A 23,688-nucleotide genomic window follows, 5' to 3' on the forward strand; every position below is an offset into this window, starting at 1 on the left:
CCGCTTCGCTTCGTTTGACTAACCGTTCAGCGCCGCCACGATCTGCTCACGCACCTGCGGCCGCTCGGCAAACGGATCGGTCGGATTGCGCGGCGTGACGATGTCCTCGGCGCGCGTTTTCACCGGGTTCAGCGCGTGTGGGTGCGAGTAGATATAGAACTGCTCGTCGCGGATCGCGTCGAATACCAGCGCCGCGACCGCTGCCGCGCTGACCTTGCCCGAGCTGACCGCCTTCTCGCTCAATGCACGAGCGACGCGCTGCGACAGCGTCGGCGGCAGGTCGTTCGACAGCTCGGCTGGACGGTTGCGCTGCGCGTTCGCGATGCCGGTCGGCACGAAATACGGACACAGCACCGAACACGCGACCTGCTGCGTGACCAGCGACAGATCCTGATACAGCGATTCGCTCAGCGCGACCACCGCGTGCTTCGACACGTTATACGGTCCCATCAGCGGCGGTGCGAGCAGCCCCGCCATCGACGCGGTATTGACGATATGCCCGCGATAGCCGGCATCGCGCTTCGCCGCGTCGAGCATCAACGGCGTAAACGCGCGTACGCCGTGAATCACGCCCCACAGGTTAACGCCGAGCAGCCACTGCCAGTCGCGCTCCGTGTTCTCCCACACGAGCCCGCCGTTACCGCCGACGCCCGCATTGTTGAACAACAGATGCACGCTGCCGAAAGTATCGAGCGTCGCGCGGGCAAGCGCGTCCACTGCTTCGCCGTTCGATACGTCGACGCGTCGCGCGATGGCCTGCGCGCCGGCCGCGGTGACTTCGGCGAGCGTGTCGTCGAGCGCGTCGTGCTCCACGTCCGCGAGCACCAGCCGCATGCCGAGCTTCGTGCCGAGCCGCGCGAACTCGCGGCCGAAGCCGGAGCCCGCGCCGGTGATCACCGCGACCTTGTCTGCGAAATTATCCATGCGCTGCCCCATTGCGGATTGATGTGGCCGGGTAGAACTGCTCGCGCAACTCGCGCTTGAGCACCTTGCCGATCGCGCTGCGCGGCAGGCTATCGAGAAAGTTAAGCGCGGATAGCCGCTGCATCTTGCCGACACGCGCGTTGACCCACGCGAGCAGCGCGGCCTCGTCGATCTGTGCGTGCGGCCGCAGCACCACGAACGCGACCGGCGTTTCGCCCCACTGCTCCGACTGCGCGCCGACCACCGCGGCGTCCGCGACCTCCGGATGCTGGCGCAGCTCGCCTTCCAGATCGCTCGGATAAACGTTGAAGCCACCCGAAATGATCATGTCCTTCTTGCGATCGAGCAGCGTCAGAAAGCCGTCGGCATCGAAGCGGCCCATGTCGCCGGTGCGGATGAAGCGCTTGCCGTCCGGGTCGTACCATTCGGCATCGGCGGTCTTGTCGGGCTGGCGATAGTAGCCGGTCATCATCGCCGGCGAATGGCCGACCACTTCGCCGACCTCGCCCACCGCGACCTCGTTGCCGCGCTCGTCGATCAGCCGGATGTCGTGTCCTTCCATCGGCCGGCCGACCGAATGCAGTTTGTCCGGCCACTCGTCCGCTTCCAGCTGGCAGGAACCGCCGCCCTCGGTCATCCCGTAGTACTCGGTCAGCCGGCCGGGCCAGCGGCGCACGACGTCGGCCTTCAGGCTCGCCGCGAACGGCGCACTGGTGCAGAACTTCGCCTGAAAACTCGACAGGTCGTAACGGTCGAACTCCGGATGCGCCATCAGCCGCTGATACTGGACCGGCACTAGCATCGTGTGGGTCACGCGATGCCGTTGCGCCTGTTCGAGGTAGCGCGTCGTGTCGAACTTCGGCATCAGTACGACGGTGCCGCCGAACGTCAGCGTCGGCATGAAGCTCACCAGCGTCGTGTTCGAATAGAGCGGCGTCGAGATCAGCGTGATCGCGTCGGGCCCGTAGCCGCGTTGTACGCTGCGCACCGCGTACGCCCAGCGCATTGCGTGCGATTGCACGATGCCTTTCGGCGTGCCGGTCGTGCCTGACGAATAGATGATGTTGAACGGCCACGCGGGATCGATCGTGACCGGCGTGGGTGTGGCGCCCTCCGGTGCGAGCCATGTGTCGAGCGCGATGCTGCCGGCGTGCGCGTCGAGCGCGACCGGCGTCGCGCTGATTTCGCTCGCGACCGGTTCGAGCAGGCGCTTGACCTCGGCGTCGAGAAACAGCAGCCGCGCGCCGGAATTGCTGATCATCCCGACCAGACTCGCGGCGCTCGACGACGGCGCAAGCGGCGCGACGGCCGCACCCGCGCGTAGGCCACCGAGAAATGTGACCGCGTAGTCGATCGATGCATTCGCGCACAGCGCAATCGCGTCGCACGGCTCAATGCGGTCGCGCTGCAACGCGGCGGCGAAACGGTCGACACGCGCATCGAGCGCCGCATAGGTGACCACTTCGTCGCCGCAGATCAGCGCCGGATGGTCGGCACGCTCGCTCGCGAAACGCCGCAGCATGTCGGTGATGCAGACGAACGGTTGGTCCATCAAGCTGTCGAGCCAGTTCATTGCGTCGCGCCTCCGTTGCCCGCATTGCCCGCAATGGCCGCCGCCGTGCGCGCGGCATCTTCCTCCTGCAGCTTGCGCCACAGGATCTTGCCGCTGCCCGACTTCGGCAGCGACGCGACGAATTCGACGATGCGCGGCGCCTTGTACACGGCCATCTGCTCGTGCGCCCAGTCGATGATCTCCTGCGCGGTGATATCCGCGGCGCGCGCCGGAGTCGGCACGACCAGCGCCTTGACGGTCTCGCCGCGCTTTTCGTCCTTCACGCCGATCACGCAGACTTCGTGAATCGCCGGATGCCGGTACATCAGCGCCTCGACCTCGGCCGGCCAGACCTTGTAGCCGGACGCGTTGATCATCCGTTTGAGGCGGTCGGTCATGAAAAAGTAGCCATCCTGATCAATATGACCGAGGTCGCCGGTGCGCAGAAAACGCTTGCCGTCGAGTTCGACGAATGCTTCGTCGGTCGCCTTCTGGTTGCGCCAGTAACCGCGCATCACCTGCGGCCCGTTGACGACGATCTCACCGGTCTCGCCGCGCGGCACTTCCTGCAACGTGACGGGATCGATCACCCGCGAGTCGACGTCGAACACCGGAATGCCGAGACACTGTGGCTTGGGCCGCTGCGGCGGATTGATGTGGGTGGCCGCGATCGTCTCCGTCATCCCGTAGCCTTCGACATAATCGAGCCCGGTCAGCGCCTTCAGCTTCTTCGCGATCGCGTCGGGCATCGCCGCGCCGCCGCCGCGCGTGCCGGACAGGCTCGACAGATCGTATTCGCCGAGCCGCGGGTTCGACAGGAAATCGACCATCATCGTCGAGATCGACTGCCATGCGGTTATCCGGTAGCGCTGCATGCAGAACGCGGCCGCATCGCGATCCCAGCGCGACATCACGACGATCGTCACAGCCGAGTACAGCGCGGAGTTCATTCCGCCCTGCATGCCGGTCACGTGGAAAAACGGCAGCACCGACAGATGCACGCCGTCGGCCGCCGCGCCGAACCACACGCAGCCGCCGACCAGCGTGCTCATCACGCTGCGATGCGTATGCATGCAACCTTTCGGCCGGCCGGTCGTGCCCGACGTGTACGGCATCACGCACAGGTCGTCGGGGCCGGCGGTCAGCGGCCCGGGCGCGATACGCCGCGCCAGCGCATCCTGCCAGGCGGTCACGCCCGCGCGTTCGATCCGCTTACGCGGCGCCGCGACGAACTCGGGCACCGCGATCGGCGACGGCCGCTTCAGATAATCGCTATAAGTCGCGACGATCGCATGTTCGAGCCCCTGGCCGGGGCCGCCGCCGAGCAGCGGCTCGACGTTGTCGAACAGACACTGCGGCGCGATGATCGTGGTCGCGCCGCTGTCCTCGACGTAATGCGCGAGCTCCGCGCTCATGTTCATCGGATTGACCGGCACCACCACTGCGTTCGCCCGCAAAATCCCGTAGTACGCGATGATCCACTGCGGACTGTTCTGCATATAGAGCAGCACGCGATCGCCGGCCTGCACGCCGCATTCCTGCTGCAGAAAACCGGCGAGCCGTTCGGCCTCGTCGCGGAACTGCGCGAACGTGACCGGCGTGTCGTAATAGACGATGAACGGTTTGTCGGGAAAACGCGTTGCCGATACTTCGGCGTTGTAGAAGAGATTGGTTTGCGGCAGCGTCAGATGCCGCGTCACTTGCGGCGGCCAATGCGGGTAATGGTGTTCGTTCACAGGCGTCTCCGGCTTGTTCGATGTGCTCTGGCGGTGCGTTGCGGCGCACGCTTCGAGGGGCGCGTCGGGGCAAAGCCCGGCGCACCGTCGCGACTCGATCAGTGCTTCAGATAGCGCCCGAGTTCCATGCTCGCAATCGCATTGCGATGCACTTCGTCGGGGCCGTCGGCAAAACGCAGCGTGCGCGAACTCGCGTAGGCGCGCGCGAGGCCGAAGTCGTCGCTGACCGCGCCGCCGCCGTGCGCCTGCATCGCCCAGTCGATCACCTGGCAGGCCATGTTCGGCGCGGCGACCTTGATCATCGCGATTTCCTGGCGCGCTTCCTTATTGCCGACCGTATCCATCTTGTACGCGGCGTTCAGCACCAGAAAGCGCGTCTGGTCGATCAGGATGCGCGCGTTCGCGATCCGTTCGCGCGTCACGCCCTGCTCCGCGATCGGTTTGCCGAACGCGACCCGGCCGAGCGAGCGGCGGCACATCGCTTCGAGCGCGCGCTCGGCGCGACCGATCAGGCGCATGCAGTGATGGATGCGGCCCGGGCCGAGCCGGCCCTGGGCGATTTCGAAACCGCGTCCTTCGCCGAGCAGCATGTTGGCCGCGGGCACCCGCACGTTGTCGAAGACGATTTCCGCGTGGCCGTGCGGCGCGTCGTCGTAGCCGAAGACCGGCAGATGACGCAGCACGTTGACGCCGGGAGTGTCCATCGGCACGAGGATCATCGACTGCTGCTGATGGCGGCTCGGATGTTCGGGATCGGACTTGCCCATGAAGATCAGGATCTTGCAGCGCGGATCGTTCGCGCCGGAGGTCCACCATTTACGACCGTTCAGCACGTAATGATCGCCGTCGCGCACGATGCTCGCGGCGATATTGGTCGCATCCGACGACGCGACTTCCGGCTCGGTCATCGCGAACGCCGAGCGGATCGTGCCGTCGAGCAGCGGCAATAGCCACTGCTGTTGTTGTTCGGCAGTCGCGTAACGCACCAGCGTTTCCATGTTGCCGGTGTCGGGCGCGGAGCAGTTGAACGGCTCCGCGCCGATATGCGAGCGCCCCATGATTTCGCACAGCGGCGCGTATTCGAGGTTCGTCAGGCCCGCGCCGTATTTCGATTCGGGCAGAAACAGATTCCACAGGCCGGCGGCTTTGGCCTTTTCTTTCAACTCTTCGATGACCGGCGCCGGTTGCCAGCGATTGCCCGCGTCGCGGGCCGCGTCCATCTGCGCTTCGAACACGGCTTCGGCGGGATAGACGTATCCGTCCATGAATGCGGTCAGGCGTTTTTGCAGACTTCTGACTTTCTCCGAGTACTCGAAATTCATCCAGCGTCTCCAATGTTTGTTTTTCGTGTCTGCGCGGCACAAAACCGCGCGCTCACCCACCGCGCGCAGTGACACGGGTACTCAGATAATGATCGAGCCGCCGTCCACCGCCAGATACTGGCCGGTCACATGGCGCGAGGCCTCGCTGGCGAGAAACACCACCGGCCCCATCAGATCCTCGTCGCCGCCCAGGCGCCGCAACGGCGTGCGCGCGACAATCGTGTCCTCGAGTCTGTCGAGAAGTCCCGCGGACATTTTCGACGGAAAGAAGCCGGGGCAAATCGCATTGACGTTGATGTTGTACTTGCCCCATTCGGCGGCGAGCGCGCGCGTGAAGTTGATCGCCGCCGCCTTCGACGTGTTGTACGCAATCGTATTCATGCCCGGTGGCGAGCCCTTCAGGCCGGCCACCGACGCGACGTTGATGATCTTGCCCGCGCGGCGCGGGATCATGCTGCGCTTGCCGACTTCGCGCGCGAGGAAGAACGGCGCGTTGACGTTCAGGTTCATCACCTTGTGCCACGCGTCGTCCGGATACTCTTCGGCGGGCGCGCCCCAGGTGGCGCCCGCGTTGTTGATCAGAATGTCGATCTGGCCATGCGCGTTCAGCACGTCGTCGACCAGAGCCGGAATGCCGTCGAAGCGCTGCAGATCGTTGACGATGGTGCGCGTGTCGATGCCGCGCGAGTGCAGATGTTCTTTCGCTTCGGCGAGTTCGTCGGGCTTGCGCGCGGAGATCGCGATCTTGCAGCCCATTTCGCCGAGTGCCTCGGCCATTTGCAGACCGAGTCCGCGCGAGCCTCCGGTGATCAATGCAACCTTGCCGTCGAGGTTAAACAGGTCCTTCACTGACATGCGACGCTCCTCCAGTTGTTCTGCAATGCAGTTTTTGATTCCGGAATTGTTCGACCATCATACGTGCCGAAATTCGGCGTGTAAATAAAAGCACGATCATTCGTTTCCGATATAAACTGGCACGCACTGCGGGCGGAAGGTTCCTCAGGACTTACCCGTAGCGCACGTGTTTCAAAGCTTCGTCACCGTCGATCCGACCTGCATACACGAGCGCCGGCACCCGGCGTCCGGCGATGCTGTTCCGCACAGCGGCTTACCTTTGAATGGGCTTACATCGATGCAAGATGCGCAAATCATCAAGACGCGGGATCTGGAATTCCAGCTGTTCGAAGTCCTCGAAGCCGAGACGCTGACGCAACGCGCGCGTCACGCGGATCACAGCCGCGAGACCTTCAACGCGGCGCTCGAAACCGCGCATGCGGTCGCGGTCGAGAAATTCGCGCCGCACAATCGCCTGTCCGACGAGCACGAACCGCAGTTCGACGGCCAGCGCGTGAGCATCCCGCACGAAGTGAAAGACGCGCTCGACGCATTGCGCGCGACCGGCTTTCTCGCCGCGGGCAAGGACTACGAACTGGGCGGCATGCAGTTGCCGGCGGTGATTTCGTTCGCGTGTCTGTCGCTGTTCAAGAGCGCGAACATCGCGACCTCGTCTTACGCAATGCTAACGAGTGCGAATGCGAATGTAATCGAGCGCTTCGGCTCGGAAACGCAGAAGCGCAAGTACCTCGGCGCACTGCTCGAAGGCCGCGCGTTCGGCACGATGGCGCTGACCGAACCGCAGGCGGGTTCGAGCCTGTCGGATCTGACCACCAGCGCGACGCCGAATGCGCACGGCACCTACTCGCTGCGCGGCAACAAGATTTTTATTTCGGGCGGCGACCATGAACTGAGCGAGAACATCGTGCATCTGGTGCTCGCGCGAATTCCGGGCGGGCCGCCGGGAGTCAAGGGCATCTCGCTATTCACCGTGCCGAAGTTTCGGGTCAACGACGACGGTAGCCTCGGCGCGCGCAACGACGTCGCGCTCGCGGGTCTGATTCACAAGATGGGCTGGCGCGGCACCACGTCGACGATGCTGTCGTTCGGCGAGCACGGCGAGTGCATCGGCGAACTGGTCGGCGAACCGCATCATGGGCTCGCGTACATGTTCCATATGATGAACGAAGCGCGTATCGGCGTCGGTCTCGGCGCGGTGATGCTCGGCTATCGCGGCTACCTCGCCTCGCTCGACTACGCGCGCGAACGCCCGCAAGGACGCCACCCGACCAACAAGAATCCGCTCGATCCGCAACTGCCGCTGATCGAACACGCGGACGTGCGCCGTATGCTGCTCGCGCAAAAGGCCTATGTGGAAGGGGCATACGCGCTGTGTCTGTACGCGGCGCGGCTGGTCGACGAACAGAACACCGGCGAAAGCGATGCCGCGCGCGCCGAAGCGGCGCTGCTGCTCGATCTGCTGACGCCGATCGTCAAGTCGTGGCCGTCGCAATGGTGTCTCGAAGCGAACAGCCTTGCGATCCAGATTCACGGCGGCTACGGCTACACGCGCGAATATCCGGTCGAGCAGTTCTATCGCGACAACCGTCTGAACATGATTCACGAAGGCACGCACGGGATTCAGGCGCTCGACCTGCTCGGCCGCAAGGTCACGATGAAACAAGGCGCCGCGCTGAAGCTGTTTTCACGCGAGTTGCAACGCACGATTGACGCCGCGCGCGAGCAGGAGCCGCTGAAGCTCCATGCCGACGCGCTCGCCGCCGCGTGGCGCGACGTGACGAGCACGCTCGAAGCGCTGCTGCCGACGCTCGCGAGCGATGCCGAGCTCGCGCTCGCCAATGCGAATGCGTTTCTCGAAGCGTTCGGTCATGTGGTTTTGGCGTGGACGTGGCTGCGTCAGGCGCTGGTCGCGCACGCCGCGCTGCCGCGCGCGAATGGCGCGGCGGATCAGGACTTCTATCGCGGCAAGCTGCACGCGTGCCAATGGTTCTTCCGTTGCGAACTACCGCGCGTCGCCGCGATGCTGGCGCCACTGCGCACGCTCGACGACACCACGCTCAGCATGTCGCCGCAGTGGTTCTAGTCGAGCCAGCCGGCCGCGCGATATAGCGAGCGCGGCCGATGACGAACCGCACTTTTTATCGCCCGCCCACCCGCGGAACCGGACCACGCCGCCGCTCAATGCGACAGCGCGGTTTCCAGTTGCGAGACCACCTCGAGCAAACGCGGCCGCACTTCTTCGAGCAGAAATTCCTTCGACAGCTTGAACGCCGGCCCGCCCACGTTGATCGCCATGATCGGCAATTCGCCGCCCGGCTGGAATGCACGGGCAATGCCGTTCACTTCCTTCTGCCAGTCGCCGAACGAGGTCGTCACGCCGAGCGTGCGGTAATCGTCGAGGGCTTTTTCGATGCCGCGCCGCGTCTTCGGCCACGCGACGTGATCGAGTTCGCGCACCTGCTCCATGAAGCTGAGGCGCTCGTGTTCGGGCAGCGCCGCGAGCCATGCGCGACCGATCGCCGAGGTCGCGACCGGAATGCGCGAGCCGACTTCGAGCGTCAGCGTCAACGCGACCGAGCCGCGGCAATTCTCGACGTAGATCATCGACAGCCGGTCGCGCGTGCCGAGCGACACGGTCGCGCCGCATACGTCCGCGAGTTCCTGCATCACCGGCCGCGCGATCTTGCGTACATCGAGGCGCGCGAGCATCGCGCTGCCGAGCGCAAGCGATGCGGTGCCGAGCCGGTACTTGCCGCTCTCTTTCAGATGGATCAGATAGCCGAGCAGCGTCAGCGTATGCGTGAGTCGCGAGACCGTCGATTTCGGCAGCCGGCAGCGCGCGGCCAGTTCCTGATTGCTCAGCGATTTATCGCCGGAACGGAAGCACGCGAGCACTTCGAGTCCACGCGCGAGCGCGGTGACGAAATGGCGGTCGTCCTTGTGCAATTCATGCGCGGTACGCATCGCGAGCGTGGCGGGCGCCTTCGCGGCGGCGAGCGAAGCGGCCGGAGAATCGTCGGCGTTGGGGAGGTCGGTGCCCGCTTCGGCCGGGCTGTAATTGGTTTTGTTCAAGAGGAAACGGGCTCCCCGAAGGCGGTGGTCGGCCTGAAAACCGGCACCTTGAAAACGGATCTGGCGATCCGGGATGCGGAATTATAGTCTCAAACGCAGGCCCGCTTTAGCGGGTCGCGGGTCCGTGCAGCGGCCGCCGACAAGCATCGCTGTCGCTGTGCGCGCCGCCGATCCGGCCATGCAATGCGCACGCATCGCAGCATTTTCTTCGCGTCCGCGCGCCGCGTGGAGTATCGTTTAAGCGCGCCGGAGGCGCCGCAACGGCACTCTTCTATAAGACGGGCGGTTCCGCAGAGGCCGGACCTGCTCGACCCAGGCGCAGCATTTTTTGCCAGCAACGAAGCGAACTCCACTTATCGAGGATGGTGAAAACGTGAAAACAGTCAATCTCTTGAAAGCACTCGGTATCGCGCTGTGCGTGGCGAGCGCGTCCAGCGTCTATGCCCAGGCGTCCGACGCGCAACCGGCGGCCGACACGGCCGCCGCGTCGGCCGCGAATCCGAAGGCCACGAAGCAGGCGGACCGCAAGCTCGGCCGCGACGTGCGGCGCGCGCTGTCGCGGACGTCGGGCTTCAATGTGTCGAACGTGTTCGTGCGGGCGCGCGGCGGCGCGGTGACGTTGACCGGCTCGGTGCCTCAGGGCAGCATGATCCAGCAGGCCGGCGACGTTGCCAAAACCGTGCCGGGCGTCACCTCGGTGGCCAACAAGATCACCCTCAGTCCGCGCTCCGGCGGCGGCGGTGGCGGCGGAAGCTGAGCGCGGGCGACGCTCGACCGAGCGCTTCAATCCGCTTTCATGTGCTTGAATCAGTCTGAATCCGCCTGAACGAGGCGCCGCCGCCAGCTGTGCATGCGGCGCCTCCCGCTGATCCTCAACGACGCACCAGCCCCACCACATAGCGGCACACCTCGGTGCCCGCATTGAGAAACTCGCATTCGACCGGTGCGCCCAGTTGCAGGCAGTCGCCCGCTTCGAGCCGGTACGTCAGCCCACCTTCGCGAAACGTCAGGACTCCTTGCGTGACCCAGATCTGCTGATGCTGGAACACGAACGCATCGGACGGATAAGGCACCCGCACACCCACCGGCAATTCGATTTCGAGCAACTCCAGCACGCCGCCGGTCGGCGGTGAAATGCGTCGCCGCGTATAGCCGGTTTCGGGGTCTTCCCACAGCGACTGATCCGCCCGGCGCACGAGCCGCTCGCCGGTCTGCTCCGCGAGCGCGAGCAACGTCGACAGCGTCAGCCCGAACGCACCCGACAGCCGCCCGAGCACCGTCGCGGTCGGGCTCGCCTCGCCGCGCTCGATCTTGCTGATCATCGCTTTCGACACCCCCGAACGCTCGGCCAGCTCGCTGAGCGACCAGTTGCGCGCCTCGCGCTCGGTCTTGACGCGCGCGGAGATCGCCTGGCTGAGATCGATGGCGGAGGATTCGGACATGGCGGGTAGTCGGGGCGGAAATGAGTACCGCGAATTATATCGATGCGTCCCGACGCAGAGCGTACGGCGCTCGCAACGAGACGGCCAATTACGTCTTGCATAGTAATTTTCTGTCCACTATATTAAACGACACTGCTTGACCGTCCGCCACTCCAGCCGGAACCCGCCATGCCGAAGGAAATCGTTCTCAACGCGTTTGACATGAACTGCGTAGGCCACATCCAGCAAGGTCTGTGGACGCATCCGCGCGATCAGTCGAGCCGCTACACCGACCTCGAGTACTGGACCGGCTACGCGCGCAAGCTCGAAGCGGGCCTGTTCGACGGCATCTTCTTCGCCGATGTGGCGGGCGTCTACGACGTCTACGGCGGCAACCCCGACGCAGCGATCCGCGGCGCGGTGCAGGTGCCGGTCAACGACCCGACGCTGCTGATTCCGGCGATGGCCGCGGTCACCCGTCATCTGTCGTTCGGCGTCACGTCGAACCTGTCGGTCGAGCAGCCGTATCTGTTCGCGCGGCGGATGTCGACGCTCGATCATCTGACGCGCGGCCGGGTCGGCTGGAACATCGTGACCGGCTATCTGGACAGCGCATCGCGCGCGATCGGCCTGAGCGGCCAGACGGCGCACGACGACCGCTACGACCTCGCCGACGAGTACATGGAACTCGTCTACAAGCTGTGGGAGTGCAGCTGGGAAGACGGCGCGGTGCTGCGCGACCGCGCGCAAGGGGTCTATGCGGATGCGTCGAAGGTGCATGTGATCCATCACCACGGCAAGCAGTATCGCGTCGATGCGATGCATCTGGCCGAGCCGTCGCCGCAGCGCACGCCGGTGCTGTATCAGGCCGGTTCGTCCGCGCGCGGCAAAGAGTTCGCGGCGGCGCACGCGGAATGCGTGTTCGTCAACGGCCAGGCGAAGCCGGCGGTCAAGGGGATCGTCGACGATATCCGCGCGCATGCGGTGACCGGCGGCCGGCGCGCCGACGACATCAAGGTACTGCTCGGCCAGACCGTGATCACCGGCCGCACCGAGCGCGAAGCCGAGGAAAAGTATGCGGAGTACCGGCGCTACGTGAGCTCGGAAGCCGCGCTCGTGCATGCGGCGGCGTCGCTCGGGATCGACTTCGCGCGCTACGACCTCGACGAGCCGATCGAGACCGGCAAGAGCCAGGCGATCGTGTCGAACGTCGAAGCGATGACACGCGCGGCCGGCCCGCAATGGACCAAACGCAAACTGCTCGAACAGATGGTGCTCGGCAGCCGGCAGCAGCCGCTGGTCGGCTCCGCCGACAGGATTGCTAACGAACTGATCGAATGGACCGAACAGACCGGCGTCGACGGTTTCAATCTGTCGCGCACCGTCGTGCCCGAATGCTTCGACGATTTCATCGAGCTGGTCGTGCCGCTGCTGCAGGAGCGCGGCGCGTACAAGCGAGCGTACCGCGACGGCACGTTGCGCGAAAAGCTGTTCGGTCATGCGCGTCTGCCCGACAGTCATACGGCCGCGCGTTTCCGCTCGCCGGCTTGCGCGGCGGCGCCGGAGCCGGCTGGCGACGTATGAAACCGGCACGGTAATCACGGTAGGGCTAGCGGGCGGCGCGTTCGCAATGCGCTTCGTGCGCTTCGTGCGCTTCGTGCGCTTCGCCCGATTCGCGCGCCCCGTCCGCACCCGCAGGACTTTTCTGAAAGAGGCACCCATGCTCGACAAAAGCACGTTCCGCGAAGCGATGGCCGGGCTCGGCGCGGCCGTCAACATCATCACCAGCGACGGCCCGGCCGGACTGGCCGGCTGCACCGCGTCGGCGGTCTGCGGCGTCACCGACGAGCCGCCCACGCTGCTCGTCTGCATCAATCGCAGCAGCCGCAACAACGCGGCGTTTCACGCGAACGGCAAGCTGTGTGTGAACGTGCTCGGCGCCGAGCAGCAGGCGCTCGCCGCGCACTTCGCGACCGGCTCGCTGACGATCGACGAGCGCTTCGCCGCCGCGAAATGGGAGCGTCTCGCGACCGGCGCGCCGGTGTTGCGGGACGCGCTCGCGTCGCTCGACTGCGAGATCGAGTCGGTCACCGAGGTCGGCACGCATACGGTGTTCTTCTGCGCGGTGAAGGCCGCGCGCACGCACGACGGCGCGCGCGACGCGCTGATCTATTACGGCCGCCGCTATCATCGGGTCGGCGCGGATTCGGTGCATGCCGCGCACGCAGTGGCGCGCGCCGCGTAGTCACGCATCACGCGCGCACGAGATCCGTGAGCGGTCTCGCCGCCGCCATGGTCCGGCCAAACAACGCCGCCGCCGTGCGCTGCGGATCGAGCCCGAGACTTTCACTGGCCGCGCCCGCGATCAGCGCATCGAGCGACGCGGTCGGCCGCAGGTCACGCCCCTGATACAACTGATGCGGCGCGAGTCCAGGCCAATCCGCGATCACCCGGCCGCCCTGCACCGAACCGCCCAACAGCATCGCCACCGAACCGGTGCCGTGATCGGTGCCGCCGGTGCCGTTCGCGGCGGCGGTGCGGCCGAACTCGGTGGCCACCAGCACCGTGGTCTGCGCCCATGCCGAGCCCAGCGCGTCGCGCAACGCCGCGAGCATCGCATCGAGCGCCTTCAACTGATTCGCAAGCCGCGGGTTCTGCGCGCTATGCGTGTCCCAGCCGCCGGTTTCGATCATCGCGAGCCGCGGACCGTCGTCGCGCGCGAGAAAACCCGCAGCCAGTTTGCCGACGCTCGCCGGATCCTGGCGCGCGCCGGCATCGCCCGCCACACCGCGCGCGGCCAGCGCCGACTCCCACAGCGGCCGCAGTTGCGCGTCCTGCTCGTACAACTGGGTGACGCGCGCGAGCAGATCGTCGGGCGCCTGCGGCAAGCCGGACGGCGCATACGAGGTGACCGCCGCCGGTCCCCGCAGCGCCATCGGCACGGTCGGCGCGAACGCGATCGCGTTTTCCCGGCTCGCCGGCAATTGCGCGGCAAGCCGGTTCAGCCAGCCGTCCTTCAACTGATACGGCGACGCGCCGCCGCTTTCGAGCACGTTCTGGCCGTCGAAATGCGAGCGGTCGCGATACGGCGACGCGACCGCATGCACGAACAGCGCTTCGCGCGCCGCGTACATCTGCGCGGTCCGGGCGAGCGAAGGATGCAGCGCGAACGTACCGTCGAGATGCGGCGCGCTCGCTGCATCGATCGCGAGCGGCCCGCGCAACGTCGCGTAAGCGGGGTCCGCGTACGGCACGACGATGTTCAACCCGTCGGCCGCGCCGCGTTGGATCACGAACACGAAGCGGCGCTCGCTCTCGACGTGCGCGAACGCAATCCGCGGCGACACGAGCAGCGCGCCGGCACCGGCGGCGGCGACGCTGAGAAACTGGCGGCGTGACAGCATGACTTTCATCTCCGTTGGAAGTCGGGCGACACGAGCAGCAACGCCAGCGCGGTCGATGCGCTCTCCGCGCGCGCGACCGCGTCGGCCGTCGATTCGCTGAGCGAGCCAGCCAGCAACGTATGGCCTAACGCGCGCGCATCGAGCCGGTCGCCGACACGCGCGGCGAAGCGTTGCGCGACTTCGACGCGCCGCACCAGCGCATCGGGCGCGGCCCAGCTCGCGGCGATATCGTCGTAGCCGGCGGGCGAGCCCGGACGCCAGACCGGCTGACCGAGCTGGGCGAGGAGCGGCGCGGTCTGCAGATTGCCGGGCTCCTGCCAGCCGAGGCCGCGCATCGCCGACACGCTCCACTCCCACGGCGTCTTGAACTTCAGCGCGGCCGGCGACCATGCTTGCGGCAGCGCGATCAGCTCGCGATAAACGGTCGGCAGATCGCCGCCGCTGCGCGCGAACGCGGCGGCAAGGCGCTCGCTCGCGCCGGACGGCGGCGTGTCAGCGATGAAATGGCGAGCCAGCTTCGCGCCAATATGCTGCGCGGTCGCCGGCGCGTACGCGAGGTCATGCAGGATCGCAAGCGCCTGCTGTTCGCCGGCTTCGTCGTAGCGGCGGCCCATGATCGTGCGCGTGCCGGGTTCGTGCTGCGCAGCGCGAAACACGAACGCGCCGGGCTCGGCCTCCGGTGCGAGAACGCCGCCGCTTTGCGTGCGGGCGCCGACGTTGACGCCCGTCCTGGCGGGCTTGCCGACCACGCTCCAGCCGGTCAACGCGCGCGCGAACTCGGTCACGTCGTCCTGGCTGTAGCCGCTGCGCACGCCGAGCGTATGCAGTTCCATGATCTCGCGCGCGAGGTTCTCGTTCAGCCCGCGTTGATGCTGCGGATCGCGTTGCGCGGCGCGCAGCGCGGCCATGCTGTCGGGCCCGACCGAGCCGGCCTGATCGAGAAACAGCTGCATCGCCGGATGACGCTCGACCGCGCAAAGCATGTCCTCGAAACGGCCGAGCACGTGCTGGCGGATCGCCTCCGCTTCGAACGAACCGGCGAGCGCGGCGACGCCGGGCTTTTCCGTCGACACCGCGAAGTGATTGGCCCAGAAGTGCACGAGCCGTTCGATGAACGGCGCCGGCGTGCTGAGCGCACTGGCGACTCGCGCATTCACCGACGCGCGATACAGGTCGCGCACTTCGACTTGCAGTGCCTTTCGTTCGGGCTGCCTGGCAGTGTGTGCGTTTGATTCGCTGGCGGCTAACGCGTTGTTCAGGTTGTTGCCTGCGTGGTTCATCGCGCTACCGCTCGCGCCTTCAGCGACGCCAGCCACGCCAGCGCCGTCACCCGGTTTCTGCTTGCGCTCGCGCTCGCGCTCGATCTGCATGCGCTGCCGCACGAGTTCGCCCGACACCGCGATCGAATCGGGCTGCCCCGCCCACGCGGCAGGTCGCGGCTGATACTGGTCGAACTGCGCGAGCAGCCACGCTTGCGGATCGGCGGGCGGCGCCTCGTCCGCGCGCGCGCCGAGACCGAAACGATTCAGCGCGATCGCCGCGGCGCTCAGGTTGGGAGAGTTGGCCATACGAACCTCATCGGCATCGGAAACACTTGCATAGCCGTTAAACGTCTGCGCGCGCGCAATCCGTCGCCGCGACGCGGGTTTTTTTTCAGTCCTCCGAAGCAGCGTCGGCCGGTGAGCTTTGCGACGGATTTTGCGACCCGCCTGGCGACGCATTTTCCTTCTGCTCCCCCGCCCGGTTCGCCGGCCGCTTCGTATTCGCCGCCGCCTGCGCTTCGCGCCATTGCCCGCGCAGCTTCAGACTCTCGGCGAACGCGACGCGCTGCTCGGGCGTCAGCGTCGCCGCGAAATCCGCGACGCTCGCCTCGACCATCGCGCGCAGACTGCTGTCGGCCGCACGGGTGCGGGCGAGCGCGGCGTCGAGCGCCGCGCGATCGAATTGCGGCGCGGCCAGCAGACGCAGCACTTCGCGACGTCCTTCGCGCGCGTCGCGCGCATATGCTCGACCGGCGCGGCGTGCATCCTTCAATCCATCGATAAAGGCCTGCTGCCGCTCGGGCGGCAACGGCTGCGCGGCAAAGCGCAGCGCGTGCGATTCCCCAGCCGCCGCCTCGTTCACGCGGTGCGCGGCAAACCATTGATACGCGCCGCCGGCAATCGCACCGAGCAGAAACACGTTGAGCACCGCCGAGCCCAGCAGCGCGAATTTCCACGAGCGCCCGTTCATTCGCCACTCCAATCGGCGGACGCGCCGCCGAAGCTCGAAGTCAGATACGAGGAATCGTGCGCGAGCGGCGCCGGGCTCTCGGTGAGCACGAAGAACGACACCGCCAATGCGCCGGCCGCGCCGCCGAGCAGCCCGACCCCGGCCACCGCCGCGCCCGACCACCACCAGCGCCGGCGCGTGGCCGCGCGAGCGCGCGGCCCGGCGTCGAGAATGCGCCGTTGCAGTTCGAGACCGGGCGGCTCGACTTTGTCGATCGCAAGCCACGCGTCGAGGCCGGCCGCATCGCTGAGCAGCGCGTCGGCCTGCGCGCGATGCGACTGTGCCCACGCCTGCGCGGCGGCGCGTTCCTGCTCGGGCCAGCGACGCGGCTCGGCGCCGTAGGCCGCGACGATCTGATGAAATCTTTCGGGCGTCATGAGTTGTCCTTGCCAGTGCCGCTGCCGGCCAGTTGCGCGCGCAGATTGCGGCGCGCGCGGGCCAGCAGACTTTCCAGCGCATCGACGCCGACGCCCATCAGGGCGGCAGCGTCGCGATTCGACATGTCCTGGTAATAGGTCAACACCAGCGCTTCGCGCTGACGGACCGGCAACGCGGCCAGTGCCGCGCGCACGCGGGCGTTTTCGGCAAACGTCTGGAGTTGGATGTCGGGCGACGCGGCGGGATCGGCTGCTTCGGGCAGCGCGTCGGTCGGCTCCTCGCGCTGGCCGCGCAGACGGTCGTAGCACAGATTGAGCGCGACCCGGTGCATCCACGTGTCGAACTTCGCGTCGCCTTCACGCCAGCGCGCGGCCTGCTTCCAGATGCGCACGAACACCTCCTGCGCGACGTCTTCCGCTTCCATCCGGTCGCCTAGCATGCGGGTCGCGAGCGCCAGCAGCCGCGGCAGCTTACGCGCGACCAGCGAGCGGACCGCGCCGGGCTCCGCGCGGCCCACCCGCGCGATCAGTTCGGCGTCCGGATCGGGTGGTGCTTCGCTCAACGCGCGCGGCTCCGTTGCGACGGCGCGCGCGGCCGGGCGAGCCGCCTCATGGGATCAACACGATTCACTTGCGGCCGCTCCTTTCTATCGGTGTTGCTCTGATCGGTGACGCACGCGCCGCGGGGGCTGTGGCACGCACTGCGCGTATGCGCCGCCGATCAATATACGACGACCGCGGGCCGGTAATAAGTCGGCCGCGCCGGATACACTACACAGCCGGCAAGCATGACCGCCAGCAAAACGATTACGACGGTTTTCATCGCGGCCTCACGCCCAATGCCCTTCGATCCAGCGCCAATGAGGCCCGCGCTGCGCCCAGTGGCCCGGCACCCAACGATAGCCGACGCGCACTGGTTGCCAGTGACCCGGCGCCCATACGTAGCGGCCATGATCCCAACGCCAGCGGCCCTGGTCCCACACGTAGCCTTCCCGCGGCGCGGGCAGCACTTCGACGCGCGGCGGCGGCGGCGCCATCGGCGCAATAATCACTTCGGCGCTGGCCGGCGTGGCCGTGAGCGCGGCGGCGCAGCACACGCCCGCGGCCAGCGAGCAGGTTAGCCAACGGGTGAAGTAGTTCGACTTCATGGCGATATCTCCGATAAGAGCCTGAAAAAACCGGCGCCGGCGCATCGCGCCGTTTGTTCCGCCGTTTCTCCTTTAACGCGGCAGCCGAAAAAATCCGTCGCGTGAGCGTAAAAAAATTGGAGGAGCCACGGGGAAATTCCGGCGCGGCAATCGGAGCTACGCGATTGTCCATACGTCGAGCGGCGGGTCTGAGCAGTCGTGCCGGAGGCGATCGCGGCACAGCATCTCGCGAAGCGGTGAGGTATCCTTGCCGGTTTCCCGATCTCCATCCTTGCGTGCCCGATGCCCGATTTCCCTTTTGACGCCGTACTGTTCGACTGTGACGGCGTACTCGTCGATTCCGAACCCATCACGAACCGCGTGCTGACCGAGATGCTCGGCGAGCTTGGCTGGCATTTGACTGTCGAAGAGGCGATGCGCATTTTCGTCGGCAAGATGGTCAAGGACGAAGCGCCGCTGATCGAAGCACGCACCGGCTTCGCAATTACCCACGAATGGCTCACGCAATTTCGCGCGCGGCGCAATGCAGCGCTCGACAGCGAGTTGCAGGCGATCGACGGCGCGGCTGCCGCGGTGCGCGCGCTGAAAGAGACGCTGAATGGACGCATTGCGGTCGCGTCGGGCGCCGATCGCGTGAAGGTCGAGTTGCAACTGGCGAAGGCGGGGATTCTCGACTGTTTCGAAGGGCGTATTTTCAGCGGGCATGAGATGCCGCGCAGTAAGCCGTTTCCCGATGTTTATCTCGCGGCCGCTGCGGCGTTGGGTGTGGATCCGAAACGATGCGCGGTGGTGGAAGATACGGTGACCGGTGCGACCGCCGGTGTCGCTGCCGGTGCGACGGTGTTCGGTTATTGCCCGTCGCAACTTGGACATAGCAGCGCGACCGCGCTGCATGGCGCGGGCGTTGTGCAGGTGTTCACGGATATGGCTGAGTTGCCGGGGGTGCTCGCGGGGTGGGCGCGGGCGTGATGGGCTGATTGGCTTCTTTGGGTCGGCAAGGTGTTGGTGAGGCGACGACACCTCGCCTCGCGCAAGTTGGCCGATGACGGTCACTTTCCCGTGGATTGGACTGGGCGATAGCGGTAGGTCCCCTGTACGCGGGGCTTTCCGGCGCATGGCATAAGGCGTGCGATTAAAGGCGCGAGCACGGCGATAACGTGCTCGTTGCCCTTCCACCCTTGCCGGAGATCCATCATGACCAGCCTCATTCTCAGCGACCTGTCCCACTGCGACGAACTCGACCGCAGCGAAGCGCAAGCAGTACGCGGTGGCAACGCCTGCTTCAAGCGCGAAGAACCGCAGTGGTGTCACCCTGAACCGCCGCGGGTTTGCGTGCCGCCGGTCTGGAACCCCTGCCCGCCGCCGGTGCACTACGGGTGCGAGCCGGTTCGTGTGCCCGGGTGCTATCCGCAGCCGGTGCATGTGGTGCCGTTGTAACCGCGGTCACCAATGCCGCGATGAACAGCGCGCGCCCTCGACGCGCGTTACGGTGCAAGCGCTGTGGCCCGCTCCCGATCGAGCGGACCACAGTGTGCATCTCGTCCGCTCATTCGAAAGCGGGATCGATCGGCACGCGATAGCCCACCGCCAGACGATTGGTTTCGTTAGCCATCCCGACGATCGCGAGCAACTCGCCGAACATTTCGTCGGTCATCCCGGCGCGGCGCGCCGCCGCCGTGTGACTCGCGACGCAGTAGCCGCAGTTGTTGGTCACACTGACCGCGACGTACAACAGTTCCTTGACGAGCGGATCGAGCGCGCCCGGCGCCATCACTTCTTTCAGGCTGTCCCATGTGCGCGCGAGCGTCGGCGGATGCTGCGCGATGTACTTCCAGAAGTTGTTGACGTCGTCGACCTGGCGGGTCTGCTTGATGTCGTCATAGACGGCTTGCACTGCAGGCGGCGCGTCGGGGTAGTCGACCGGTTTGGACTGGGACATACGTTCTCCTGTTCCTGGTGATTAACTTCGACGAGCCGCCCGAACGGCATCAAGCCTTGGGCACTCGCCCGTAGGTGTCCTCGAAGCGCACGATATCATCTTCGCCGAGATACGCGCCCGATTGCACCTCGATCAGCTCGAGCGGAATCTTGCCCGGATTCAGCAAGCGGTGCGTGACGCCGAGCGGAATATAGGTCGACTGGTTTTCGGTCAACATGATTTCCTTGTCGCCGTTCGTCACCAGCGCGGTGCCCTTCACGACGATCCAGTGCTCCGCGCGATGATGATGCATCTGCAGACTCAATTGCGCGCCCGGATTGACCTCGATGCGTTTGACCTGGAAGCGATCGCCGTTATCGATGCCTTCGTACGAGCCCCACGGCCGCACCACGCGCCGATGCGTGACTGACTCGTGACGGCCAAGCGCATTGAGTTGCGTGACGATTTTCTTGACGTCCTGCGCGAGGTCGCGACGCGCGACGAGCACCGCATCGGCGGTCTCGACGATCACCACGTTCTCGAGGCCGATCGCGGCGACCAGACGATGCTCGGCGCGGATATACGAATTGCTCACCGCATCGGTCAGCACGTCGCCGATCAACGTATTGTTCTGCGCATCGCGCTCGGCAATGTCGGCCAGCGCGGTCCACGAGCCGATATCGTTCCAGCCGAGATCCGCGACCGCGATCACCGCCGCGCACTGCGTCTTCTCCATCACCGCGTGGTCGACGGAGATGTCCGGGCAGGCGGCGAACGCTTCGGCGTCGAGCCGCACGAAGTCGCGATCCTGCTGCGCCGCCTGCAACGACGCTTCGGCATGGCGGGCAACGTCCGGTTGGTAGCGGCGCAACTCGTCCATGTAGGTCGACGCTTTCAGCATGAACATGCCGCTATTCCAGTAGTAGCCGCCTTCGTCGATGAATCGCTGCGCGGTCGCCGCGTTGGGCTTCTCGACGAACGAGTCGACCGCGAAGTTTTGCGTACCGTCGATCAGCCGCGCACCCGCGCGAATGTACCCGTAGCCGGTATGCGGCTCGGTCGGCGTGATACCGAAGGTGACGAGGCGGCCGTCGTGTGCGATGTGCGCGGCCGCTTCGGCCGCTTTCACAAATGCAGCCTCGCCCGCGATCACGTGGTCTGACGGCAGCACCAGCAGCAACGCATCCGCCGACTCGCGCAACGCGAGCAATGCAGCTACGGCGATGGCCGCCGCGGTATTACGGCTCGCCGGTTCGAGAACGATGGCGGCCGCTTGCACGTCGACCTCGCGCAACTGCTCGGCGACGAGGAAACGCTGTTCGTTGTTCGTCACGACGAGCGGCGCCGCGATATCGGCGATGCCGCGCAACCGCAAGGCGGTTTGCTGAACCAGCGTGTGTTCGCCGGTCAGCTTCAGATACTGCTTCGGATAGCCGCCGCGCGACATCGGCCACAAACGTGTGCCGCTACCGCCACAAAGAATCACCGGATGAATTTGCATGAACTCGTTCCTTCTATGTCTTATTTCGTTCGTTGATCGATCACATCGCGCGTTGAGCACTCGCGCTGCGTCATGTTTCGCGTCCGCCCGTCACAGCGCACATCAATTTTTTTCCAGCCATTTCATCCGTACGGATTCGAGTTCGCGCGGCAAACGTGGCGAGATCGCCGCGCGGCGCGGTAACTCGACAAAACCAAGGCGCCGGTATAGATCGGATGCACGGGTATTGCTCACCAGCACGTCGAGCACGAGTTGCCCGGAGCGCCCGGCGTCCGCTGTCGGACTGCTCGGGTTCGCCAAACCGGCTGCGCGGATCGCGTCGGCAAACAGCGCGCTGAACACGCCGGTGCCACGCATGCTCTCGTGCGTCGCGCAGTGCGCGATCAGCGTCTGCGTCGACTTCGGCGCCGGCAACTCGCTTTCGAGCACGAGCCCGCGCAATAGCATGCGGACGGTACGCAACACGCCGAAATGCAGCAACAACATCAGGGCGACATGCGGATCGTCGAGCCACCTGGTGCGGCCATCATGGATCGCGAGTATGCCGACCGGCCGATCGTCCCGCGTCACCGCCACGCGGTGGCGCTTATAGGAAAACCGTCCGAATTTCGACGCGAACGCAAAGGCCAGAAACCGCACGCACTCGTCGGCCGGTTCCCCCAGAAAGAAGCCGAATTCGCGCACGCCCGATGCAAAAATCAGTGGCGCGCAAGCATGAGCGTCGTCGGCTCGCGCCGCGCGAAAGCGCAGCGAAACTGGTCCGCCGTCCAGAGGAGGTGCGGACCGGCGCACGGAATCTGTCGCATTCATGGCGAGTGGTGTCTTCTGGTTGGTCCGTGTTCGGCTTAGCGAGCGACGCGCTTGAGCGCCGCGATCGTGCGGCTGATCTGTTCGGGTTCGTGCGTCGAGCAGATGAAAAAGCGCAGCCGCGCGGCCTTCTCCTCGACTGCCGGATAAAAAATCGGTTGCACGTTAATTCCATCTTCGAACATGGCATTCGCCCATTGCGCGGCCTTCAGCGTGCTGCCGGTAATGATCGGTACGACTGCATATCCGGCGCTCTTGCCAGTGTCGAGTCCGGCGGCACGCGCTTCGTCCAGAAACTGCCGTCCGCGCGCGCGCAAACGCGCGACCCGCTCGGGTTCGGCGATCAACCGTTCGAGCGCGGCAAGCGACGCCGCTGCCAGCGTCGGTGCAAGACCCACGCTATACAGGAACCCCGGCGCCAGATGGCGCAAGATGTCAATCAACGGCTGCGAGCCAGCAATAAAGCCGCCGCAGCCGGCGAGCGTCTTGCTGAGCGTGCCCATCCAGATATCGACATCGCCGCTCGCAACATCGCAATGCTCGCGCACGCCTTTGCCGCGTTCACCGAGCACACCGAGCGAATGCGCTTCATCGACCATCAGGAACGCCGCATGCCGGCGTTTGATGTCGACGAACTGTGCGAGATCCGGAATATCGCCGTCCATGCTGTACAGACCTTCGATCGCGATCAGCACGCGCCGGTAGTCTTGCCGCACGCGGGCGAGCAGCGTGTCGAGCGCCTGCCAGTCGTTGTGCGCAAAACTGAGCCGCTTCGCGCCGCTCAACTGCGCCCCCTGCACGATGCTGTTGTGCGCGAGCGAGTCGTGCACGATCAGATCGCCGGGCCCGAACAGTGAGCCGATCACCGTCACATTGGTTGCGTGACCGCTGACGAACACCACGCAGTCGTCGACTTCGTAGAACGACGCAAGCGCGCTTTCGAGTTCACGCTGTGCGGGCCGCTCGCCCGCGACCATCCGGCTTGCCGAAGCCGATGTGCCATAGCGGTCGATCGCGTCTTTCGCACGCGCGCATACCTGCGGATCGCCAGCCAGACCGAGGTAGTTGTAGTTCGCGTAGTTCAGATACTCCGCGCCGCCGATGCACGTCGTCGCGCCGGCCACACCTTCATGCACCCGGAAGAACGGCGACTGCACCTTCAGCTTGTCGCCCATCTGCCGCAGGATCTCGACTTGCTGGTAGCCCGGCATGCTTTCGAAGCTACATAGTCCGGCGCGCGCGGCGTCCTGCGTCGTGCGCGCGGCGCTGGCCGCGAGCGGCGCGCCCGGCTCGCGCGCATCCTCGGACACGCGTTCCAGTTGCCTCATCAACGCCTTCGCAGCCAGTTGCTGGCGAAGGCTATCACCCAGTCCCATAGTG

22 protein-coding genes and 1 pseudogene are annotated in these 23,688 nt (G+C 65.9%); 6 read left to right on the top strand and 17 right to left on the bottom strand.

The features are described 5' to 3' along the window. Positions 1–18: 18 nt before the first annotated feature. The 5 genes from LJ656_RS30685 to LJ656_RS30705 all read right to left on the bottom strand — a co-directional run bounded on the left by LJ656_RS30685 (position 19) and on the right by LJ656_RS30705 (position 6,389). Entirely contained in the window at positions 19–924 is a 906-nt protein-coding gene (locus LJ656_RS30685) for an SDR family oxidoreductase (RefSeq protein ID WP_230513225.1), read from the bottom strand. Next, complete coding sequence (locus tag LJ656_RS30690; protein ID WP_230513226.1) at positions 917–2,497, bottom strand: class I adenylate-forming enzyme family protein; 1,581 nt, start codon at positions 2,495–2,497, stop codon at positions 917–919. The genes LJ656_RS30685 and LJ656_RS30690 overlap by 8 nt, the downstream gene beginning before the upstream one ends. Then, entirely contained in the window at positions 2,494–4,212 is a 1,719-nt protein-coding gene (locus LJ656_RS30695; protein WP_230513227.1) for a long-chain fatty acid--CoA ligase, read from the bottom strand. The genes LJ656_RS30690 and LJ656_RS30695 overlap by 4 nt, the downstream gene beginning before the upstream one ends. Positions 4,213–4,310: 98 nt before the next feature. Next, the gene (locus LJ656_RS30700; protein WP_230513228.1) at positions 4,311–5,534 is read right to left on the bottom strand and encodes an acyl-CoA dehydrogenase family protein; all 1,224 of its coding nucleotides are present in this window, start codon (positions 5,532–5,534) and stop codon (positions 4,311–4,313) included. An 81-nt stretch (positions 5,535–5,615) separates the two neighbouring features. After that, positions 5,616–6,389: an SDR family oxidoreductase gene (locus LJ656_RS30705; RefSeq protein WP_230513229.1), complete on the bottom strand. Its 774-nt coding sequence runs from the start codon at positions 6,387–6,389 to the stop codon at positions 5,616–5,618. A gap of 277 nt (positions 6,390–6,666) precedes the next feature. On the opposite strand from LJ656_RS30705, the gene LJ656_RS30710 reads away from it, so the two are divergent. Beyond that, positions 6,667–8,472, top strand: coding sequence for an acyl-CoA dehydrogenase (locus LJ656_RS30710; RefSeq protein WP_230513230.1), 1,806 nt, complete (start codon positions 6,667–6,669; stop codon positions 8,470–8,472). Positions 8,473–8,567: 95 nt separating this feature from the next. On the opposite strand, the gene LJ656_RS30715 is transcribed toward LJ656_RS30710, so the two are convergent. Then, positions 8,568–9,353: an IclR family transcriptional regulator gene (locus LJ656_RS30715; protein WP_075304110.1), complete on the bottom strand. Its 786-nt coding sequence runs from the start codon at positions 9,351–9,353 to the stop codon at positions 8,568–8,570. Between the two features lie 481 nt (positions 9,354–9,834). Here LJ656_RS30715 and LJ656_RS30720 point away from each other — a divergent pair, with 481 nt between their 5' ends. Beyond that, positions 9,835–10,218 carry a BON domain-containing protein gene (locus tag LJ656_RS30720; RefSeq protein ID WP_230513231.1) on the top strand — a complete coding sequence of 128 codons (384 nt, stop codon included), beginning with the start codon at positions 9,835–9,837 and terminating at the stop codon, positions 10,216–10,218. 115 nt (positions 10,219–10,333) lie between these two features. On the opposite strand, the gene LJ656_RS30725 is transcribed toward LJ656_RS30720, so the two are convergent. Continuing rightward, positions 10,334–10,903, bottom strand: coding sequence for a helix-turn-helix domain-containing protein (locus LJ656_RS30725; protein WP_230513232.1), 570 nt, complete (start codon positions 10,901–10,903; stop codon positions 10,334–10,336). A 168-nt stretch (positions 10,904–11,071) separates the two neighbouring features. Here LJ656_RS30725 and LJ656_RS30730 point away from each other — a divergent pair, with 168 nt between their 5' ends. Continuing rightward, positions 11,072–12,466, top strand: a complete 1,395-nt coding sequence (locus LJ656_RS30730; protein ID WP_230513233.1) for an LLM class flavin-dependent oxidoreductase — start codon at positions 11,072–11,074, stop codon at positions 12,464–12,466. 136 nt (positions 12,467–12,602) lie between these two features. Continuing rightward, the gene (locus LJ656_RS30735; protein WP_230513234.1) at positions 12,603–13,127 is read left to right on the top strand and encodes a flavin reductase; all 525 of its coding nucleotides are present in this window, start codon (positions 12,603–12,605) and stop codon (positions 13,125–13,127) included. A 7-nt stretch (positions 13,128–13,134) separates the two neighbouring features. On the opposite strand, the gene LJ656_RS30740 is transcribed toward LJ656_RS30735, so the two are convergent. From LJ656_RS30740 to LJ656_RS30765, 6 genes and pseudogenes are all read right to left on the bottom strand, one after another. Further along, entirely contained in the window at positions 13,135–14,286 is a 1,152-nt protein-coding gene (locus LJ656_RS30740) for a DUF1501 domain-containing protein (protein ID WP_230513235.1), read from the bottom strand. A gap of 5 nt (positions 14,287–14,291) precedes the next feature. Beyond that, positions 14,292–15,854, bottom strand: coding sequence for a DUF1800 domain-containing protein (locus tag LJ656_RS30745; RefSeq protein WP_230513236.1), 1,563 nt, complete (start codon positions 15,852–15,854; stop codon positions 14,292–14,294). Between the two features lie 85 nt (positions 15,855–15,939). Next, positions 15,940–16,518: a periplasmic heavy metal sensor gene (locus tag LJ656_RS30750; protein WP_230513237.1), complete on the bottom strand. Its 579-nt coding sequence runs from the start codon at positions 16,516–16,518 to the stop codon at positions 15,940–15,942. After that, entirely contained in the window at positions 16,515–16,934 is a 420-nt protein-coding gene (locus LJ656_RS30755) for a hypothetical protein (RefSeq protein ID WP_230513238.1), read from the bottom strand. The genes LJ656_RS30750 and LJ656_RS30755 overlap by 4 nt, the downstream gene beginning before the upstream one ends. Then, positions 16,931–17,515, bottom strand: a pseudogene (locus LJ656_RS30760) (RNA polymerase sigma factor); the annotation flags it as partial. The pseudogene LJ656_RS30760 and the gene LJ656_RS30755, both read right to left, overlap by 4 nt. Positions 17,516–17,764: 249 nt before the next feature. Then, positions 17,765–18,082, bottom strand: coding sequence for a YXWGXW repeat-containing protein (locus tag LJ656_RS30765; protein ID WP_425606044.1), 318 nt, complete (start codon positions 18,080–18,082; stop codon positions 17,765–17,767). 282 nt (positions 18,083–18,364) lie between these two features. Between LJ656_RS30765 and LJ656_RS30775 the strand changes: the two genes are divergently transcribed. Both LJ656_RS30775 and LJ656_RS30780 read left to right on the top strand, forming a co-directional pair. Next, the gene (locus LJ656_RS30775; protein ID WP_230513240.1) at positions 18,365–19,051 is read left to right on the top strand and encodes an HAD family hydrolase; all 687 of its coding nucleotides are present in this window, start codon (positions 18,365–18,367) and stop codon (positions 19,049–19,051) included. A 225-nt stretch (positions 19,052–19,276) separates the two neighbouring features. Further along, the gene (locus LJ656_RS30780) at positions 19,277–19,519 is read left to right on the top strand and encodes a hypothetical protein (protein ID WP_230513241.1); all 243 of its coding nucleotides are present in this window, start codon (positions 19,277–19,279) and stop codon (positions 19,517–19,519) included. A gap of 109 nt (positions 19,520–19,628) precedes the next feature. Here the strand turns inward: LJ656_RS30780 and LJ656_RS30785 are convergent, their stop codons facing one another. From LJ656_RS30785 to LJ656_RS30800, 4 genes are all read right to left on the bottom strand, one after another. Next, complete coding sequence (locus LJ656_RS30785) at positions 19,629–20,021, bottom strand: carboxymuconolactone decarboxylase family protein (RefSeq protein WP_230513242.1); 393 nt, start codon at positions 20,019–20,021, stop codon at positions 19,629–19,631. A 49-nt stretch (positions 20,022–20,070) separates the two neighbouring features. Continuing rightward, on the bottom strand, positions 20,071–21,501 hold the full coding sequence (locus LJ656_RS30790; RefSeq protein WP_230513243.1) for a mannose-1-phosphate guanylyltransferase/mannose-6-phosphate isomerase: 1,431 nt from the start codon (positions 21,499–21,501) through the stop codon (positions 20,071–20,073). Between the two features lie 102 nt (positions 21,502–21,603). Continuing rightward, entirely contained in the window at positions 21,604–22,311 is a 708-nt protein-coding gene (locus LJ656_RS30795) for a GNAT family N-acetyltransferase (RefSeq protein WP_230513244.1), read from the bottom strand. A gap of 35 nt (positions 22,312–22,346) precedes the next feature. Further along, a complete protein-coding gene (locus LJ656_RS30800) occupies positions 22,347–23,684 on the bottom strand; it encodes an aminotransferase class I/II-fold pyridoxal phosphate-dependent enzyme (protein WP_230513245.1) in 1,338 nt (445 codons plus the stop codon). Between the last annotated feature and the right edge of the window lie 4 nt (positions 23,685–23,688).

The sequence above is a fragment of the Paraburkholderia sejongensis genome, from assembly GCF_020880815.1.
GTDB classification, from domain to species: Bacteria; Pseudomonadota; Gammaproteobacteria; order Burkholderiales; family Burkholderiaceae; genus Paraburkholderia; species Paraburkholderia sejongensis.

Coding starts and splice junctions, on each gene's coding strand:
- LJ656_RS30685 (WP_230513225.1), bottom strand. CDS start 924: ATGGATAATTTCGCAGACAAGGTCGCGGTGATCACCGGCGCGGGCTCC.
- LJ656_RS30690 (WP_230513226.1), bottom strand. CDS start 2,497: ATGAACTGGCTCGACAGCTTGATGGACCAACCGTTCGTCTGCATCACC.
- LJ656_RS30700 (WP_230513228.1), bottom strand. CDS start 5,534: ATGAATTTCGAGTACTCGGAGAAAGTCAGAAGTCTGCAAAAACGCCTG.
- LJ656_RS30705 (WP_230513229.1), bottom strand. CDS start 6,389: ATGTCAGTGAAGGACCTGTTTAACCTCGACGGCAAGGTTGCATTGATC.
- LJ656_RS30710 (WP_230513230.1), top strand. CDS start 6,667: ATGCAAGATGCGCAAATCATCAAGACGCGGGATCTGGAATTCCAGCTG.
- LJ656_RS30715 (WP_075304110.1), bottom strand. CDS start 9,353: ATGCGTACCGCGCATGAATTGCACAAGGACGACCGCCATTTCGTCACC.
- LJ656_RS30725 (WP_230513232.1), bottom strand. CDS start 10,903: ATGTCCGAATCCTCCGCCATCGATCTCAGCCAGGCGATCTCCGCGCGC.
- LJ656_RS30730 (WP_230513233.1), top strand. CDS start 11,072: ATGCCGAAGGAAATCGTTCTCAACGCGTTTGACATGAACTGCGTAGGC.
- LJ656_RS30735 (WP_230513234.1), top strand. CDS start 12,603: ATGCTCGACAAAAGCACGTTCCGCGAAGCGATGGCCGGGCTCGGCGCG.
- LJ656_RS30740 (WP_230513235.1), bottom strand. CDS start 14,286: ATGCTGTCACGCCGCCAGTTTCTCAGCGTCGCCGCCGCCGGTGCCGGC.
- LJ656_RS30745 (WP_230513236.1), bottom strand. CDS start 15,854: ATGGCCAACTCTCCCAACCTGAGCGCCGCGGCGATCGCGCTGAATCGT.
- LJ656_RS30750 (WP_230513237.1), bottom strand. CDS start 16,518: ATGAACGGGCGCTCGTGGAAATTCGCGCTGCTGGGCTCGGCGGTGCTC.
- LJ656_RS30755 (WP_230513238.1), bottom strand. CDS start 16,934: ATGACGCCCGAAAGATTTCATCAGATCGTCGCGGCCTACGGCGCCGAG.
- LJ656_RS30765 (WP_425606044.1), bottom strand. CDS start 18,082: ATGAAGTCGAACTACTTCACCCGTTGGCTAACCTGCTCGCTGGCCGCG.
- LJ656_RS30775 (WP_230513240.1), top strand. CDS start 18,365: ATGCCCGATTTCCCTTTTGACGCCGTACTGTTCGACTGTGACGGCGTA.
- LJ656_RS30780 (WP_230513241.1), top strand. CDS start 19,277: ATGACCAGCCTCATTCTCAGCGACCTGTCCCACTGCGACGAACTCGAC.
- LJ656_RS30785 (WP_230513242.1), bottom strand. CDS start 20,021: ATGTCCCAGTCCAAACCGGTCGACTACCCCGACGCGCCGCCTGCAGTG.
- LJ656_RS30790 (WP_230513243.1), bottom strand. CDS start 21,501: ATGCAAATTCATCCGGTGATTCTTTGTGGCGGTAGCGGCACACGTTTG.
- LJ656_RS30795 (WP_230513244.1), bottom strand. CDS start 22,311: ATGAATGCGACAGATTCCGTGCGCCGGTCCGCACCTCCTCTGGACGGC.
- LJ656_RS30800 (WP_230513245.1), bottom strand. CDS start 23,684: ATGGGACTGGGTGATAGCCTTCGCCAGCAACTGGCTGCGAAGGCGTTG.